Here is a 17266-nt window from a genome sequence, read left to right on the forward strand (position 1 = left end):
TTCTGTCAAACATTTTTTTAATTATTTTTCCCCGTACCACTCGCTTCGCTCGGGTACGGGGCATACGCGTGAATGGCATCTTCTATTATTACCTCACACTCAGGAATAGACTTTAAAAACGCTTGGCCATAGGATTTATTGATGATGCGGCTGTCAAGTATGGCTATTATGCCTGTATCCTGCTTGCTCCTTATGAGCCGGCCAAAGCCCTGTTTGAATTTAAGCACTGCTTCAGGCAGATTGTATTCCAGGAACGCGTCACCTCCTCTTCTCTGTATCTCCTCTGTCCTTGCCTCTATTACTGGGTGGTCAGGCACTGAAAAAGGCAGCTTTGTTATGATTACATTTGAAAGTGCCTTGCCCTGCACATCTATGCCCTGCCAGAAGCTGTCCACGCCAAAGAGCACTGAACCTCTTTCTTCCTTGAATCTTGAAAGCATCTTGCTCCTACCAAGGCCTGCGCCCTGTTTCAGGACATTAAAGCCCTTTTCATCTAAATAATCTATCAGCTCTTCATGCACTATGTTCATAAGCGAATAGCTTGTAAACAAGACAAAGGCATTGCCATTGGTAAGATCAAGGAATCTCTTAATCCTATCTGCTAAGGCCTCGGAATATTCTGTGATCCTACTAGGCAAAGGCATGTTTTTGGCAATGTACATACGGACCTGGTTCTTGTAATCAAAAGATGAGCCAAGTTTAAGGTCTTTGGACTCGCTTATGCCTAGTCTCTTTTTAAGATAGCTAAAAGGCGCAACGCCATTTCCTACAGAAAGGGTTGCGCTTGTTAAGATTATAGGTATGGGGCTTGAGAGAAGCCTTTCCTTTAATATAGCGCCTACATCTATAGGTGCTGCATTAATCGAGATCTTCTTCTTTGAACACTCTAGCCAGTAAACCCCATTCGAAAAGGCCTTATTGTCTAAATCAGCTTCTTTTCGAACGGGGCACGCATAGTTCTCCAAGTCCTGGCTCAGGATAATATCCAAGGAGGTATTTAAATCATTTATCTTTTTAATAAATGCGCTTATCTCAATCTCATCCTCTTTATTCCTTGCATTGCGCTTAGCATCTATGAGCGACTCTACTAACTTGGAAAGCGGCAGGGAAATTTCATTAGCCACAAAATTTGGTTTTCTTATCCTGAGTGAATCTGATTCGCCGTTTAATTTTCTTGCCTCGAAATACTCTTTTACATCTTTAAAAAACGCGTCTGAGCGCTTTCTAATAATCTCTATCCACTCCATAGAGTCCTGATTACCTACAGTAAGAAGAAATCCTTTTTGCTTCCTGGCATTGAATAAAAGATCCATTAGATACTTTATGCCAGAGCTACTGACACTCGCGCCAAGATGCTCTGTTGCCACGCCTTCAATGGAATGGGCCTCGTCAAACACCAGGACTTCGCTCTGAGGAAGTATGGCCTTTTCTTCGTCTTCAATAGCCATGTTCGAAAAAAATAGATGGTGGTTTACGATCAGGATGCGGGCATCGCGCATCCGCTCTCTTGCTTTTTGAAAAAAACATTGTTTGTGGTGAGGGCATTTTTTGCCAAGACAGTTTTCTGTATTAGCTGAGACCATGTCCCACACCTTAGGATCTGGCTTCTCGTCCAAGTCATATAGCGACCCATCCTCTGTCCTGTATGACCATGCCGCTATCTTTGCAAAGTGCTTCATCTCGTACTCGTCATTAAACAGGTCTTTTTGTTTCAGGTCTGACCTGCGAAGCCTGCGCAGGCAAAGATAATTCCTGCGGCCTTTAACAAGCGCGGCCTTAAACTCCATGCCCAAGGCCTTTTCAAGAAATGGTATGTCTTTGTGGATGATTTGTTCCTGCAGGCTTATTGTATTTGTGGAGATTATAGCTGTGGAGTCTGTTGCAAGTACGTGCCTTGCGACTGGCACAAGATACGCAAAGCTCTTGCCAACGCCTGTGCCTGCCTCGACAACGAGTGTCTGCGAGCGCAGTATAGCATCAGCAATAGCGCCTGCCATCTCTATCTGCTCAGGCCGCTCCTCATAGCTCTCGAGAGCCCTCGCAATAGGTCCATCTTGCCCAAACACATCTCTCATGTCGCTTCAGCCCCTCCTCTGTCAGACCTGGCAAGGCTGGACCTCGGCTTTTTTAAAAGCCGAGGTCCAGCCTTGCCAGGTCTGCTTTAGCGTTTCTTAAATAAGGATATACGTTTTTCTTCCCCTTTTATCAGGCGGGATATGTTTGGACGGTGTTTATAGGTGATCAGGAGACATAAGAGGCTCGTGAAAATCACTATCTCGGTTGCTTCTCCGAATACGAGCGCGAATATGGGTATTGATATGGACGCTATAATGGATGCCGCAGATACAAAACCTGTTAAAGAAAAAGCAATGCCCCACACCAGAAAACCAAGCCAGAATATCTTTGGTATCAGACCGACTACGACACCCGCGCTTGTTGCAACGCCTTTGCCCCCTTTAAATCTCAAAAATATTGTCCAGCTATGGCCAGCTATCGCGGCTAAACCTGCTAAGATCCTGTATAGTTCAGGCCGCGCTACTGGCGCAAGATGCATGAAAAAACTGGCGATGTATGTCGCGCACAAAAATCCCTTAAAGATATCCAGCGCAAGCGCGATAAAGCCAGGCACTTTCCCAACTACTCTAAAGACATTTGTCGCGCCTACATTGCCGCTTCCATATTCCCTTATGTCCACACCTTTAAATAAACGTCCAAATATGTAGGCTGTGGGAATTGAACCAATAAGATAACTAGCTATGAGTCCGACTAACAATATAATCACAGTTTTGCGCCTTCGAGTTCTTTTGAGCCGCGCCAGATATAGTCTATTCCGGAAAGGATTGTAAAAAATACTGCGGGATAGATAAAAAATTTATTGTATTTAAATGTTATGAGGATCGCCAATATCGCTATCATCTGAAAAAAGGTAGTTATCTTTCCAAGCCAGCTGGGCTTTATCTTGATCTCGCCTTTTAAGAAATACATGATCATAGAACCTATGACAATGATTATGTCGCGAGTCAATACCACAAGCACTGCCCAAGCAGGTATGCGAAAATCCTGCGGTATACTTTTGACTATGGACAATGATATAAAAGCGCTCGCGATCAATAGTTTATCAGCTATGGGATCAAGTATTATGCCTAATTCTGTAATTTGGCCGCGGCTTCGCGCAATACCACCATCAATGGCGTCTGAAAAGGCTGCGAGAGCGAATATAGCGAGCGCCACAAATCTCAGATGCGGCATGGCATCGCCATAATACAAGACACTGGCTATAAAAAATGGGATTATGAGAATGCGGAATATAGTTATTTTATTGGCAAGATTCATAAGATAAATCCCAAATTCAAATACTACCAAATCCCAAATAAATCCAAAATCCCAAAGCATGTTTGGGATTTAGAAATTGGGATTTATTTGGTAGTATTGGTATTATTGGGATTTGGGATTTTACTGACATAGCTCCTTAAGATATTTTGGTATGCCTGAGGCCTCTTTTGGTCCCACCAGCACCTTCCAGCCTGACGCGTCTTCGAGTTTTCCGCTCAAGATAGAGGCATATCCCGGGATGATAATATTTTTATGCGAGACTGCTTTTTCAGTCTCGAATTTTTTCATTGTCTCGGCTATCACCTCAGGCGTGAATTTCTCAGCTGCCCATGCTGTCAATACGCTCATACCCTCTGAATCTGTCACAAGTAAATAAGACGGGATCTTACTTGCCTCGATCTCAGGCGAAACAGTATAAAAGGTAAGCGAAAAATTGGTCGTCACCATGACAGGTGAATTTTCATTGACCTGACCAAAGGCATAGAGTTTCGGTTCGACTGTAACCGGCTTTTGCGGGTCAGTGTAGATATTTTGGCGAAGCGTAATAATAGGAAGCAACACCTCTTTATCCAGAGAATCAAGCACTATTAAGCCCGCGTATTTTGCTATCAGCGTACATGCCTCTTGTACTAATTTATATTTATCGCTTTGTTTTATAACTCTTACTAGAGGGTAACCAAAGACCCTGTGGCTTTTCTTCAGGCTCAACCTTCTGATGTGCGTAAAATCATTCAAGGTTTGATTTAATATATCAGAGTCTGGGTCAAGCATTAACTCCTGCACTCCTAATGATGCTGCTTCCTGGGAAAGTTTGTCAAGCTCTTCCAATCCCTTTGCTTTTAATGTAAGCGCTGCTTTGTGGGTCTTTGCGATCTGACACATGTCTTTTAAATTCGCGCTGGTCGCGGCGTATATAAGGGGTTTTCTGTCAGCGCATTTTTTCAGGGCCTGTTCTATTGTCTTTGGATCATCGCTTGCCAGGACCAGGGGCTTTTTTGAATTCGCGATTATTTTATCCAGGGCGTTTGCAAATTTTTCAGGAGAAGCGCTTTTATTGACCAGGGCTATCATATCAATAACAATATGCTGGCCAATTCGCTCAAAGCCCATTTCTTCTATAGCCTTGACTCTTTGCAAGAGATCTGAGTCAGATAGCGTATCTTCGACACTGATTGCTATGGGAGTTTGGTGATAAAAGGTCTTCTCGTGCCTGAAAAGCACTGTCTCGCCGCCTGTTTCAACCTTAGCATCTCCAGAACCCAGCGATATAGTTGCAATAGGCGGCTTTGACGCAGCATCAAGCGCAGCTTTTGCTTCCTCTGTCACATCAGGACAATCATCCAGTGACGCCTTTTTCATAGCCAGCTTCATTGCAAAAGCAAGACAAGTAGGCGAACCACATTTCTTGCAGTTTGTTTTTGGTAGCAACTTATATATATCTAAACCCGATAAAGCCATTAATCTCTCCTTCCGCGTGCCCCGTTCCAAAATCTCTGATTTTGGAACGGGGCGTAGTTCCGCGTCTAAAGTAGACAAAACAGTCAGTGACTGTTTTGTCTACTTTAGCTTCCGCGTAAGTTCCGCGATTCTCACATTACCGCTTCCATTGTTAGTGCCGGATGACCGACCTTTTCCAGATGCGGCAATAACTTTTCCATGTCTGTAGCAACGGTCTCGTCAGCTATTTTATTTATAAAATCTGGATCACCCAACTCTTCGCATCTCTTTTTTAATTTATCAGATAGAACCTCTTTTAATTCCTTAGGCATCCATACGACTCTTTTGAGCCCGCCTTCCGCTGAAATGAATTTCTTGCTGGCAATGTACAGTCTTCCAACACCCATGAAACCAGGTGTTTGCTGGCCTCCGCCTATAGTTCCCGCCAATGTAGAAAATCCCATACCAGCTGGCGTCGGGCCTGCGTATTCTCTATTTACCACCATAAAACCATTTGCCTCAGGCAATATCGCGATTATACATTCAAAGCACCCGCAGCTTGTCTCTGGCGAATCCATGATAGAATAACCGCAGAATCTATCCAGGCTGCGATTAGATTTTTGCGCAACAGCTTCATTTACACCTGTCCACTCACCTTTAACAGGGTCAAGACACTGGCCTTTTTTAATAGGTTGATTTGGCCCTGCAGGATTCAGCTCATTAGATGCCTTTGCGTCCAACCAGTTATAAGCGCCGCAAAGGCCCAGCCTCTCAGGCTTTATTATGCATACATGATTTGGCGCAAAACTCTGACAAAGCGTACATGTCCAGAATAGATCTACGCTCTCATCTGTCATGCCAGCGACACGCGCATCCCTTTCATCATAGGCCTTTTGTGCCCCTTCTATATTTTTTTCAATATCTTCCTGCTTTGTATATACGGTGACCTGTACTTTATCAGCTATTGCGCTAAACACATCATGAAACCTTGCATGCAGAATCACGCCAAAATGTTTTAGCTTAAGGCCTTTGTTTTTGGCATCTTTCGAGATCCTTATCCAGCACATGTCTCTCTGGCCCATATGAAAAATACCCATGGCCTCGTTCAAGAAACTATGTATCTGTCTCTCGAGTATTGGCTCAAAATCCTTTTGCATCTTTCTGCCTGCTACCTCGACAACAATACCAAGAGGTATGGCCTTGCCTTCTTTGATATCATCGATTTCTGGTCCAATGACCTCGATCTTCCCATCCTCTACTTTAGCCGCATCTACCATTTTGACAAACTCGAATGCATCGGAGTATTTTCCGCCGAACTGCGCATACATCTGCTCGCGCCGAACTCTCTCGCCCTCGAATGCCGGAGAATAAGAAACTGGTATGGGGATCTCTGAGACCTTTAGTTTTATGCCTCGAAGTTCAATGGCCGCGGGTACTATTTTTTTATGATCCAATTCTCTTATCACATGTTCGTATGTGCAGATACCTGTTGGCCTGATCTCAGGTATATTTGTATCAGCTATTATTGGAAAACCCATGTTTATGGCGCCTGCGCCTGTTGCGTATTTTACATCATCCAACTCATCCAAGACCATTCCAAACGCAAATACTCTGTCTTTACAATATTTTAGGCATTTCAGTGCCTCGCCTTTTCTGTGGCCGCCAAATGTAAGCGCGCCGCGAATAGCCCAGTTTAAAGGATATATGGCGCTCAGGGTATCTCTGCCGTAAGGCACTATATAGGTATCCCAGCCCATTTCTACTTTTTCTTCTAGTAACTGGTCGATTATACTCCTACCGTTGACATTGCTGCCGACAAAGGTCATTATGCTGCGTTTTTGTAGCTCGCGTACAATATAAACAGCTGTCTTATTGTCTGGCGCAGCGCCTAAGATCGCTGCAAATCCAGGCATCCTGCCATCCACAAGCTGAATGCCAAGCGTACGCAGGATCGTATCTGAGAAAAATCCATTGCAGTCCTTTTGCGGTTCCTGATTATACAGGTAGCGCAATGCCATTATGATCTCTTCGCATAGTAACGCAGCTATACCTGAATCCAGAGTATCTCCTAAATATGGCAGCCATATCTTCTGCGTGGGCTCATCGTGAAGCAGTGTCTTTGAAAAATCCAGGACCTCTTTGGCGCCGCTCAAGGTCTGCACTTCTTTTCCAAGCAGCGCGTATGCCATAGGAAAATAAAAAGCTGTCTCTGGAAACTTGACCTCACATGACTCGCCCTTCTCTTTTATAGCCTTTAATAGAAAATCTTCTGCTTCTTTATAAATTTTCTGCGCGCCTCTAATAGCAGCCGATGCAATGATCTTCGACATATCTCCTCCTGATTATAATGTCATTGTTGTTTCTTTGAATTCCTTTTGCTTAAAGCCCTGCTTTGAGTTCTTTACAATATTGACTATCTTGCCATAATTAAAATGGTCTTCGAGGATCGTATCTTTTATTGCGCTTACATCTACTTTATTCTTGATCAAGGTACCCAGGATACCGATTGTTTCAACTGCGTTTAGCGTTATGGCGCCTACAATAATGCCGTTACGCAAAACTATTTTCTTGTAGATCTTTCTATTCTCGTCTTTTTTTATCAGTTCTTCGTATATATCTTTCTTGGGCTTTGTGATCCCTATTGAGATCACAGGCAGGCCAAAAAACTCCAAAGAATTCATGGCAAGAGAACCTTCATAAGATTCTTTCTCACCTGTCATATTTAAACCAGCGATCCTGCCTTGTTCGCAGGCAGCTGGCCAGATCGCGTTTATCGAGTTCTCTTCTAGAGCAATGTCATGCGCCTCAGCAACATCACCGGCTGCAAAGATATCTTTGTTATCCGTCTTTAAAAATCCGTCCGCTAATATCCCCCAGTTTGTCTTTATTCCCGCGTCTTTTGCTATAGCTATATTTGGGCTGACCCCTTTACCTATAATAACCAGCTCGCAGGGATATTCAGATCTATTGTCGATGATCAAATTTTTAACAGAATCGCTTCCTTTGATCTCGGTTGCAGCGCTTCCAGTCTTGATCTTTATGCCTTTTTCTTCTATATGTGCCTGCATTATGTCAGCAGAACCTTTGTCTATTATTTGGGAAAGGATCTGAGGCGACCGCACAAATACTGTGACCTCTTTACCTCTATTCTTAAGCGCGTATGCAGCTCGCAGACCCACAAGACCGCCACCCAGTACTGCGACCTGCTTGACCCTGCCCAGCATGGATTGCATTTCCAAGGCATGCTCTATAGTCCTTAAAGGAAATACACCTTTTTTGTCAACGCCTTTTACGCTTTCCATCTTTGCGGACGCGCCTGTTGCAATAAGAAGCTTGTCGAATTTTATCTTTTCTTTGTTCGCGAGAGTGATCTCTTTTTTGTCAGTGTCTATTTTTTCTGCCCTGACCCCTAAAACGGTATCGACCTTGTTTTCCTTGAAGAAATTTTCAGACCGGTACCATATTTTTTTCTCGTCAATAGTCCCTGCCAGAAAATATGAGATCAGGCATCTGGAGTAAAGAGGTGTTTTTTCGTCAGATAAAACTACTATCTTGGATTTTTTATCCTTTGAGCGAATGGCCTCTATCGCGTTTATGCCAGCAGCGCTGGAGCCAATGATCACGTATTGCATAATTTTTTCTTAAACTCCTTTTCTGTGCCTAAGAATAACGCGGCTGTCTGGCATGCCTCTACGCATGCGGGTATATCCCTATCAGGACAAAGGTCGCACTTTACAATGATCTTATCTTGTTTCTGCCTTGAAAGTGCGCCAAATGGACAGCTCATTATGCACATCCAGCAGCCCACGCATTTTTCTTCATCATGTTTTGTCTGACCGGTCTTCTTGTCTTTATACATCGCACTAGACATGCACGCTGCTACGCACGGCGCGTCCTCGCAGTGATGACAGCCTGTTGAAATAACTATACCCCATTCCAAATTGCCAGCTTCTGTAATTTTAGGAAATTTGGAACGGGGCACGTCTCCCTCGATTGATTCAGCCTTGCGCCTTTTTATTGGCAGCGGCCTTTCTTTTATTGCCTCATCAAGCTTTTTGGATTTAGAATGCTCCACTGCGCATGCAATCTCGCATGCCCTGCAGCCTATGCATTTTTTAATATCACAATATATTTTTTTCATAACCTTATGCCGCAGTAGCGTACATCCTGGGTTTCAACTTTAATGCCTTGCGTTTTCTATCTATGTGCTCTATCATCATATGCGCTGCCTTTATGGGATCCTCCTCAAAAGCGAATTTACCACCAACGACTTCTTCAATCTCATTGCATATATAATTAGTGACATTTTTACTTCCTAATACAGGTTGAGCACCTCCAAAAATTGTAAAAACACCTGAAGCAACAAAATACATACCTATGGATATGGCCTTCTGGCTCATCCATTCAGGCGCAGCGCCTGCTGCAGGCAGATCAGAAATATCTTCGCCCAGCCCACCTTCCTTTACAACTTCGGCTGCAGCTATCAGGATACGCGAATTATCCACGCAAGAGCCCACGTGAAGAACAGGAGGAATACCCACTGCCTCGCAGACCTCTCTTAGGCCAGGGCCTGCCATTTCCATTGCTGCTTCGGGCGTCATAAGGCCTGCCTTTGCGCATGCGATAGCTGAGCAGCCAGTCTGCAATACTATGACGTCGTTTTTGATCAACTCCTTAACCATTTCGATATGGGCCCAATCATGTTTTATCTTTGGATTATTGCATCCAACCACTCCTCCTATGCCGCGAATCCTTCCAGATATTATTGCATCGTTTAATGGCCTGTAAGTGCTCCTAAAACGGCCGCCCAATATCTGCTTAACCTGTTCTGCTGTAAACCCAGCCACTAAGTCCATTATCTCTTTTGGGATATTCACTCTATTCTTATCTCGCTTTTTATAATTGTCGACTGCTCGCTTTATTATGCTTTTTGCTACCTCGTAGGCCTTTTCTTCCTTGAATTCAATGTGAGTTACTCCTGGAAATTTCAACTTAGGCGAGGTAGTGACGATCTCTGTATGAAAACACTGCGCCAGGTCTGTCAATGCAGGCATAATACACTGTACATCCACCATCATGACTTCTACCGACCCTGTAAGGATCGCTAACTCCTGCTGGAGAAAATTCCCGGCAGTGTGTACACCGTGGCGCATCAGTATTTCATTGGCAGTGCAGCACATACCCACTAGATTGATTCCTTTTGCGCCTTGTTTTTTTGCCAGTTCCAATAATTCTGGATCTTTGCACGCCTTAACAGCCATTTCTGAAAGCGTAGGCTCATGGCCATGTACTACAACATTGACCTCATCCTCTTTTAAGACCCCAAGATTTACCTTGCTCCTTATGGGTTGGGGGCTGCCTAGCATTATGTCCTGTAACTCAGTAGCTATCATTGAGCCGCCCCAGCCGTCGCCCAATGAACACCGCATGCCATGTGTGATTATGTTTTTATAATCATTGTCCACACCCATGTGAACTCTGTGCAGTGATTCGACTATTTCTCTGTCTATTCCCCGAGGCATAATGCCCAACTTTCTCCACAGCTCCACCCTTTTCTTGGGCGCCCTTGAAACAAATTTCAGCTCGCCATGCTGCTGCCCAAATTCAGAAAGCGCCTTTTCAGCAATCTCTTTGGCTATTTCGATATCTGACTTTCCATCTACAGAGATCTCGTATATCCTGGCAATCTCTATGAGTTTTATTTTGTCTGAAATGCCATAATCGTGCGTTTTTCCTTCGCCAACAAGGGCTAGCGTATGGGCCACATCCCTGCCATGGTCTGAATGCGCTGCTGCGCCAACTGCTATGTGGTTGAGCAGGTTTCTTGCAACTATTGTGTCAGCATTAGCGCCGCATACGCCGACCTGCGCGCCTTCGCCAAACGGGTCTATTCTGCACGGACCCATCCTGCAATTCGTGCAACACACGCCCAGCTCGCCAAAGCCGCATTGCGGCTGCATCGCCTCCAGCCTGTCCCACGCAAGCTGTACTGAATCTTTCTCTGCCTGTTTTAGAATATGTTGAGACGCTTTATCTGCAGACCTCTCTGAATACTTCGTCATCTTGCCTCCTTATAATCCAGCTGCATCCAATACTAAAGGTACTTTCTTATCCCAGCCAATAGGCATGATGTGAATACCATGGCACATGGGTTTTAGTTCTTTTATTAGCCGTGCTGCTATCTCTATTGATTTAGCGCTTCTATCCTGCGCCTTGTCCATCTCCTGAATGAGATCGTCAGGCACAAACACGCCGCTCACATTTTTATTCATGAATTTTGCCATGCCTGCTGATTTTAAAAGCACAATGCCTGCAATAATCGTGGTTTTTAAATGCTTTGACGCGTCTAAAAATTTCTTGAACAGTTCTATATCGTAAATCGCCTGGGTCTGGAAAAACTGCGCGCCAGCTTCGATCTTCTTCTCCATCTTTATAACTTCTGGCTCTATAGGATCTGCGCCTGGATTCACAACCGCGCCTGTGCAGAATTTTGGAGCGCCCTTTAATTCCTTTCCTGCCATGTCTTTTCCTGACTCGAGCGTCCTGATCGCATCTAAAAGCTGCACTGAATCCATGTCAAACACAGGCTTTGCATCAGGATGATCACCTAATGCAGGATGATCACCTGTTAGCGCCAACACATTCTCTATGCCCAGGACCGCTGCTGAGAGAAGATCAGACTGAAGAGCAAGCCGGTTCCTATCCCTACATGTCATCTGAAATACTGGCTCTAAGCCTTGCTCGATCAAAAGCTTGCATATAGCCAAAGACCCCACGCGCATCACTGAGCTCTGTAGATCAGTGACATTTATCGCATCCACTTTACCTTTAATAAGCTCTGCGTCTTTTAACACCTCTTCAATATCCGTACCCTTAGGTGGCCCTATCTCAGAGGTAATTATGAACTTCTCTGTCTTGATTCTTTCGCATAAAGACATGTTGCTCCTTTTGGTTGTGAGGGTGAGTTATGTGTTATGAGTCGGGTTGTGGGGGTGGGTTGTGAGGCGCTAACTCACTACCCACAACTCACAACTCGACCCACAACCCATAACCCACCCACACCCTCATTACTTCTGCAACTTAGTCGTTTCCAGCAGATTCTTCATAAGTATGGCTACGGTTAAAGGGCCTACGCCGCCTGGAACAGGCGTGATATACGCGGCTCTTTCCTGCGCCTTATCAAATTCCACGTCTCCAACCAACTTGCCTTCTACTCGATTTATGCCTACATCAATAACAATCGCGCCTTCTTTTATCCACTCGCCCTTTATGAGCCCTGCTTTGCCCACTGCAACTATCAGAATCTCTGCCTTTTTTACAAATTCGGGTAAGTTTCCTCTTTCGCCTGTAGCAATATGACACACAGTAGTAGTCGCAAATTTATTTAGCAGCATGAGCGCCAGCGGTTTTCCGACTATCTCGCTATGCCCTACTACAACAACCTCTTTTCCGTAAAGCTTCAATCCTTCGATCGAATTTAATATCTCCATACACGCTGCAGCTGTGCACGGCAAGACCTTTGCGTTGCCAAACACGATCTCGCCCATGTTCTGCGGGTGCACTGCCTCTACATCTTTTAAAGGCGCTATGTGCTTGGATATTGACTTGGCATCTATGTGAGAAGGAAGCGGCATCTGAATAATTATGCCATTAACCGCAGCATCTTTATTTAATTTCTCAATGGTCTTTATAAGGTCTGCCTGCGAGACATCTGAGGCGAGTTTTTCAATATGATAATCTATGCCGAGATTTTCTGCATTCTTGCGCTGGGATCTGAGATATACCTCTGAAGCTGGATTTTCTCCTGCTTGTACGCTCACGAGCCTTGGCGCTGCCTTGAGCTGTGCCACCTCAGCTTTTATTTTTTCTTTTATGCTTGCAGCCAGTGCCTTACCATCCAATAATTTCGCAGCCATCTCCGCTCCATTCTTTTTTTAATGTGTCCAACGCCTTATTTTCTTTTGAAACAAAATCCTTATCCTCTATGCCCTTGAGATTTATCCTGGCATTGATTATGCCGCTATTAAACGCGGCATCTAATAATTCAGTACCGCACCCTACATCTGTTATTAAATTAGGGTTTCCTTTTTTAGAAAGATCTTTTGCTATCTCTATCGCATTTTTTGATAACTTACACATTTTTAAAGAGATATCATACCCATTTTTCAATGCCTTATCAATAAGTTTTTTGTCTTTTGACTTATAGGCGCTGCATATAGAGGTATATGTTGCTACATCTTCGTCTATAAGCGCGCTAAACTCCTCACGGATCTTTTTTAAAGAGTCGAGGTGAGCCTGGACATCCTGCTCCACAGCCTTGTATTTTTCCTTGCCAATGGTAAAATTACACACCATCTCCAATAAGGCAATGCCCAGCGCCCCTGACAAGGCAGCCGCGCTTCCTCCGCCTGGCGCTGGAAGTTTTGCCGCAAGATCGTCGATATACTTCTTTAGAGATTTATTGATATACATGTTACTCCTTTTGGCTGTGAGGGTGAGGATGAGTTATGGGTTGTGGGTCGAGTTTTGAGTTGTGGGTAGTGAGTTAACGCCTCACAACTCACCCCCACAACTCGACACACAACTCACAACACACCCTCACAACTCATTTATACATCTCCTAAAACAATCCGACTATCCTTCCGTTCTTGTCAATGTCTACCTTTGTGCCCGCGGGTACTGATGGCAGGCCTGGCATAGTGCGCATTTTTCCGCATAAAGGATACAAAAATCCCGCGCCTGCTGAGATCCTGATATCTCGTACAGGTAAAGTAAACCCGCTGGGCCTACCTTTTAATTTAGGGTCATGCGAGATCGAAAGATGTGTCTTTGCCATGTTTATTGGTAATTTATCATAGCCTTGCCTGGTATAAGACGCGATTTTCTTTTCCGCCTCTTCTGAGTACTCCACATCCTTTGCGCCATAGATCTTTTTTGCAATTGTCTCGATCTTCTCTTTTATGGGCATCTCCAGAGGATACAGGAATTTGAAATCACTCTTTTTCTCGCACATCTTCAAGGCTGCCTTTGCTAATTCCCTGCCGCCTTCTCCGCCTTTTTCCCAAACCTCGCTCAATGCAACATCAAATGCGCCGGCCTTTTTGGCGATGTCTTTAATTACATCGATCTCTTTTTCTGTATCATACAAAAATCTATTTATGGCAACAACTACAGGTACGCCAAAGAGTTTCATGTTCTCAATATGCTTCACTAAATTCTCAGCGCCTTTTTTCACAGCCTCGACATTTTCTTTTTTCACGATCTCCATGTCCAGCGGCCTTCCAGGTATTGCCTCGAACCCTCCACCATGCATCTTTAATGCCTTTACAGTACAAACAAGCACGATGCCGTCTGGAGGCTTAAGCGCCTTGGATCTACATTTTATATCTAAAAACTTTTCCGCGCCGCAATCCGCGCCAAAACCACTCTCTGTTACTACGTAATCCCCTAATCTCAATGCGATCATGTCTGCCAGAACAGAATTATTGCCATGCGCGATATTGGCAAAAGGACCAGCGTGCATGATGCAGGGCGTATTCTCTGTTGTCTGAATAAGATTTGGCTTAAGCGCGTCCTTTAAAAGCACAGTCATTGCGCCGGCGCATTTTAAATCCTCAGCTGTGACAGGGTTACCATCCTTTGTAGATGCAACCACCATCCTGGAGAGTCGCTTCCTTAAATCAGTCAGGCTTTCTGCAAGCGCCAGGATAGCCATGACCTCGCTCGCCACTGTTATGTCAAATCCAGTATCCCTGGGTATACCATTTTCAGGTCCGCCAAGGCCGATTTTTATCTGGCGCAAGGCCCTATCGCTTATATCAACTACCCTGCGAGTGACAATACTATCAGGATCAATTTTAAGCAAATTGCCTTTTAGTAAATGATTATCGATAAATGCTGCCAGCAGATTATTCGCCGCGCCCACAGCATGGATATCGCCTGTAAAATGTAGATTAATATCCTCCATGGGCAGGACCTGCGAGTAACCGCCTCCAGCAGCACCGCCCTTTATGCCAAAAACAGGCCCCATAGAAGGCTGGCGCAATGTAGTGATAACCTTCTTGCCGAGCTTTGCAAGGCCCAGGCTCAGACCTATAGTAGTAACTGTCTTGCCTTCTCCCAGCGGAGTAGGCGTAACAGCTGTAACATCTATATATTTTCCCTGGGGTTTATTTTTGAGGCGCTCTAATATTGAAAGGGATATCTTTGCTTTGTATTTACCATATAATTCCAGCTCGTCTTCTCTTATTCCTATGTGACGGGCAATTTTAACAATAGGTTTTAGCTTTGCGGCTTGTGCTATATCGAGGTCACTCGGAACCTTTTTCATGTATTCTCCTTCTCCAAAGCCGAGGTCTAACCTCGGCTTTTTTAAAAAAGCCGAGGTTAGGCCTCAATATCTGTAGCGCAATGCTAATTCAAAGGCATCCTTTATGAGTCTTATGTTTGGCAAAGAGTTTCTGACGCCTTCAACGCACACCACGTCAAATCTACAGTCCTTATCTTCAAGGCCATTACTTTTTATATAGGAAAGAGCTGTTTTCGTGATTTGATCCTGTTTTTTCTTGTTAATGGTATATTCTGGAGATACCGATGTCGCGCTATTTATAGACCGGACTTCGATAAAAGAAATTACATCTTTATCAGTACCTATTATATCTATTTCACCCATTTTTGTCCTGTAATTTTTTCCAATTATCTTATAACCCTGCTTCTTTAAATATAAAAGCGCCAGGTCTTCACCGCGTTTTCCTGTCGACAATCTCTCAAAAGTCATTTTTCATAGGCGCGAAGCTTTTTCTGTGGATCTGGCACGGGCCATACGTCTTTATTGCCTCTAAATGCGCCTTTGTGCCATACCCCTTATGCCTCGAAAATCCATATCGAGGGAATCTCCTGTCAAAAAAGTCCATCATCCTATCCCGCGTGACCTTGGCAATAATCGACGCTGCTGCTATTGAAAGGCTCTTCGAGTCCCCCTTTATAATGCGCACCGTGCGATACGGGAGTCCTGGGTCCATATTGCCATCGACAAGTACACAAACCTTCTTTCTTATCTGAGACTCTTTTTTATTATTTACGCGGCAATAGTCCTTGAGAAGATTTTTTACAGCCTCTCTCATGGCTGAAAGAGTCGCAACGCGTATATTCTTTTTATCAATGAACTGATGATCCTTTTTACCTATACCAAATACAGCCTTTTTTGAGATCTCGCAAAAACTCTTTTCTCTCTGTCCTTGAGCTATCTTCTTGGAATCGTCGATTCTTTCTCTATACTGAGGCAAGCTAAATCTCTTTAGAGGAGATCGCTTCAGACTCACCGCGCCTGCCACTACTGGCCCTGCCAGAGGGCCGCGGCCCGCCTCATCCATGCCTATTATTAAAGACGCTCCATCAAGAAATGCCTTTTTCTCCCAGAGAAGCATCCGCTTTTTTCTCAAACTCACGCTCTTCTTCGATCTTCGTGTGCTTTCCAATTCTTTTCCTTAAATAATACAGTTTGGCGCGTCTGACCTTGCCTTTTTTTACTACCTTTATAGAGTCGATCACAGGCGAGTGCAATTGAAAAAGCCTTTCTACACCTTCGCCATATGATATACGCCTTACTGAAAAGGTCTCCCTGACTCCAGAGCCCTTCTTTGCTATACACGTGCCCTCATAGGCCTGAAGTCGAGTCTTATCACCTTCTTTTATCTTGATGGATACTTTCAGCGTATCCCCCACATTAAACATAGGCACATTCTTTTTCATAAAATCTTTTTCTATCTCACTGATCTTGTTCATAAATCCCCTTTCTTTTTCTTTAGTAAATCCGGTCTTTTTTTCTTCGTTGCTTTTAAAGACTCTTTTTTGCGCCACTCCTTTATTTTTTCATGATCACCTGACAAAAGCGCATCAGGGACCTTCATGCCTTTATAGTCAGCAGGCCTTGTGTATTGCGGATACTCCAATGTTCCCTTTGAAAAGGACTCGTTCTCAGAAGAGTCTTCGTTTCCCAGCGCGCCAGGTAAAAGCCTTGTAACAGCATCTATGACTACCATTGCTGGAAGTTCCCCTCCGGTCAAAACATAATCTCCTATTGAAATCTCATCATCAACAAGGTGTTCCTGCACCCTCTCATCAATGCCTTCATAATGCCCGCATAGCAAGACCATATGCTCATATTTAGATAATTTTTTTGCCAGCTTGTGATTAAATGTCTTGCCCTTTGGGCTCAACAAAACAACTCTGGTCTTTAGTCTTTTGTCTTTAGTCTTTTGTCTTATATAATTTACTACTTCAAAAAATGGCTCGGCGTTCATGACCATGCCAGGTCCGCCGCCGAATGGCTTGTCATCTACTTTCCTATGCTTATCGCTAGTAAACTCTCTCAAGTCTACTATGTCTATTTCGACAACGCCTTTTTTCTGCGCCCGCTTTATGATAGACTCGCCCAGCACAGCATCAAACATCTTTGGAAATATAGTGACAACATCTATGCGCATAAGTTCCGCGT

Annotated in this window: 15 protein-coding genes and 1 pseudogene; all 16 read right to left on the reverse strand. The window is 44.2% G+C overall.

Annotated features, from left to right (window positions below; translation table 11 throughout):
- Positions 1–17: 17 nt before the first annotated feature.
- The gene (locus P9L93_03625) at positions 18–2075 is read right to left on the reverse strand and encodes a helicase C-terminal domain-containing protein (GenBank protein ID MDP8230174.1); all 2058 of its coding nucleotides are present in this window, start codon (positions 2073–2075) and stop codon (positions 18–20) included.
- Between the two features lie 86 nt (positions 2076–2161).
- Positions 2162–2782: a glycerol-3-phosphate 1-O-acyltransferase PlsY gene (gene plsY / locus P9L93_03630; protein ID MDP8230175.1), complete on the reverse strand. Its 621-nt coding sequence runs from the start codon at positions 2780–2782 to the stop codon at positions 2162–2164.
- Positions 2779–3333 (reverse strand): CDP-diacylglycerol--glycerol-3-phosphate 3-phosphatidyltransferase, encoded by a 555-nt coding sequence (pgsA, locus tag P9L93_03635; GenBank protein MDP8230176.1) that lies wholly within the window; start codon positions 3331–3333, stop codon positions 2779–2781. The genes plsY and pgsA overlap by 4 nt, the downstream gene beginning before the upstream one ends.
- 120 nt (positions 3334–3453) lie before the next feature.
- Entirely contained in the window at positions 3454–4791 is a 1338-nt protein-coding gene (acsC, locus tag P9L93_03640; GenBank protein ID MDP8230177.1) for an acetyl-CoA decarbonylase/synthase complex subunit gamma, read from the reverse strand.
- Between the two features lie 131 nt (positions 4792–4922).
- On the reverse strand, positions 4923–7100 hold the full coding sequence (gene acsB, locus P9L93_03645) for an acetyl-CoA decarbonylase/synthase complex subunit alpha/beta (GenBank protein ID MDP8230178.1): 2178 nt from the start codon (positions 7098–7100) through the stop codon (positions 4923–4925).
- A 12-nt stretch (positions 7101–7112) separates the two neighbouring features.
- A complete protein-coding gene (locus P9L93_03650; protein MDP8230179.1) occupies positions 7113–8402 on the reverse strand; it encodes an FAD-dependent oxidoreductase in 1290 nt (429 codons plus the stop codon).
- Complete coding sequence (locus P9L93_03655) at positions 8390–8911, reverse strand: 4Fe-4S dicluster domain-containing protein (GenBank protein ID MDP8230180.1); 522 nt, start codon at positions 8909–8911, stop codon at positions 8390–8392. The genes P9L93_03650 and P9L93_03655 overlap by 13 nt, the downstream gene beginning before the upstream one ends.
- Positions 8912–8915: 4 nt before the next feature.
- Positions 8916–10832 (reverse strand): anaerobic carbon-monoxide dehydrogenase catalytic subunit, encoded by a 1917-nt coding sequence (gene cooS, locus P9L93_03660; GenBank protein ID MDP8230181.1) that lies wholly within the window; start codon positions 10830–10832, stop codon positions 8916–8918.
- 9 nt (positions 10833–10841) lie between these two features.
- The gene (locus tag P9L93_03665; GenBank protein MDP8230182.1) at positions 10842–11708 is read right to left on the reverse strand and encodes a methylenetetrahydrofolate reductase; all 867 of its coding nucleotides are present in this window, start codon (positions 11706–11708) and stop codon (positions 10842–10844) included.
- Between the two features lie 129 nt (positions 11709–11837).
- Complete coding sequence (locus P9L93_03670; protein ID MDP8230183.1) at positions 11838–12686, reverse strand: bifunctional 5,10-methylenetetrahydrofolate dehydrogenase/5,10-methenyltetrahydrofolate cyclohydrolase; 849 nt, start codon at positions 12684–12686, stop codon at positions 11838–11840.
- Positions 12661–13242, reverse strand: a complete 582-nt coding sequence (locus tag P9L93_03675) for a cyclodeaminase/cyclohydrolase family protein (protein MDP8230184.1) — start codon at positions 13240–13242, stop codon at positions 12661–12663. Before P9L93_03675 ends, P9L93_03670 begins: the two co-directional genes overlap by 26 nt.
- 148 nt (positions 13243–13390) lie before the next feature.
- Positions 13391–15100, reverse strand: coding sequence for a formate--tetrahydrofolate ligase (locus P9L93_03680; GenBank protein ID MDP8230185.1), 1710 nt, complete (start codon positions 15098–15100; stop codon positions 13391–13393).
- 63 nt (positions 15101–15163) lie between these two features.
- Positions 15164–15547 carry a YraN family protein gene (locus P9L93_03685; GenBank protein ID MDP8230186.1) on the reverse strand — a complete coding sequence of 128 codons (384 nt, stop codon included), beginning with the start codon at positions 15545–15547 and terminating at the stop codon, positions 15164–15166.
- Positions 15537–16211, reverse strand: a complete 675-nt coding sequence (locus tag P9L93_03690) for a ribonuclease HII (protein ID MDP8230187.1) — start codon at positions 16209–16211, stop codon at positions 15537–15539. The genes P9L93_03685 and P9L93_03690 overlap by 11 nt, the downstream gene beginning before the upstream one ends.
- The gene (gene rplS, locus P9L93_03695) at positions 16165–16554 is read right to left on the reverse strand and encodes a 50S ribosomal protein L19 (GenBank protein ID MDP8230188.1); all 390 of its coding nucleotides are present in this window, start codon (positions 16552–16554) and stop codon (positions 16165–16167) included. Before rplS ends, P9L93_03690 begins: the two co-directional genes overlap by 47 nt.
- A gap of 20 nt (positions 16555–16574) precedes the next feature.
- Positions 16575–17255, reverse strand: a pseudogene (gene trmD, locus P9L93_03700) (tRNA (guanosine(37)-N1)-methyltransferase TrmD).
- Between the last annotated feature and the right edge of the window lie 11 nt (positions 17256–17266).

The sequence above is a fragment of the Candidatus Gorgyraea atricola genome (assembly GCA_030765235.1).
In the GTDB taxonomy this organism is placed as follows: domain Bacteria; phylum Omnitrophota; class Gorgyraeia; order Gorgyraeales; family Gorgyraeaceae; genus Gorgyraea; species Gorgyraea atricola.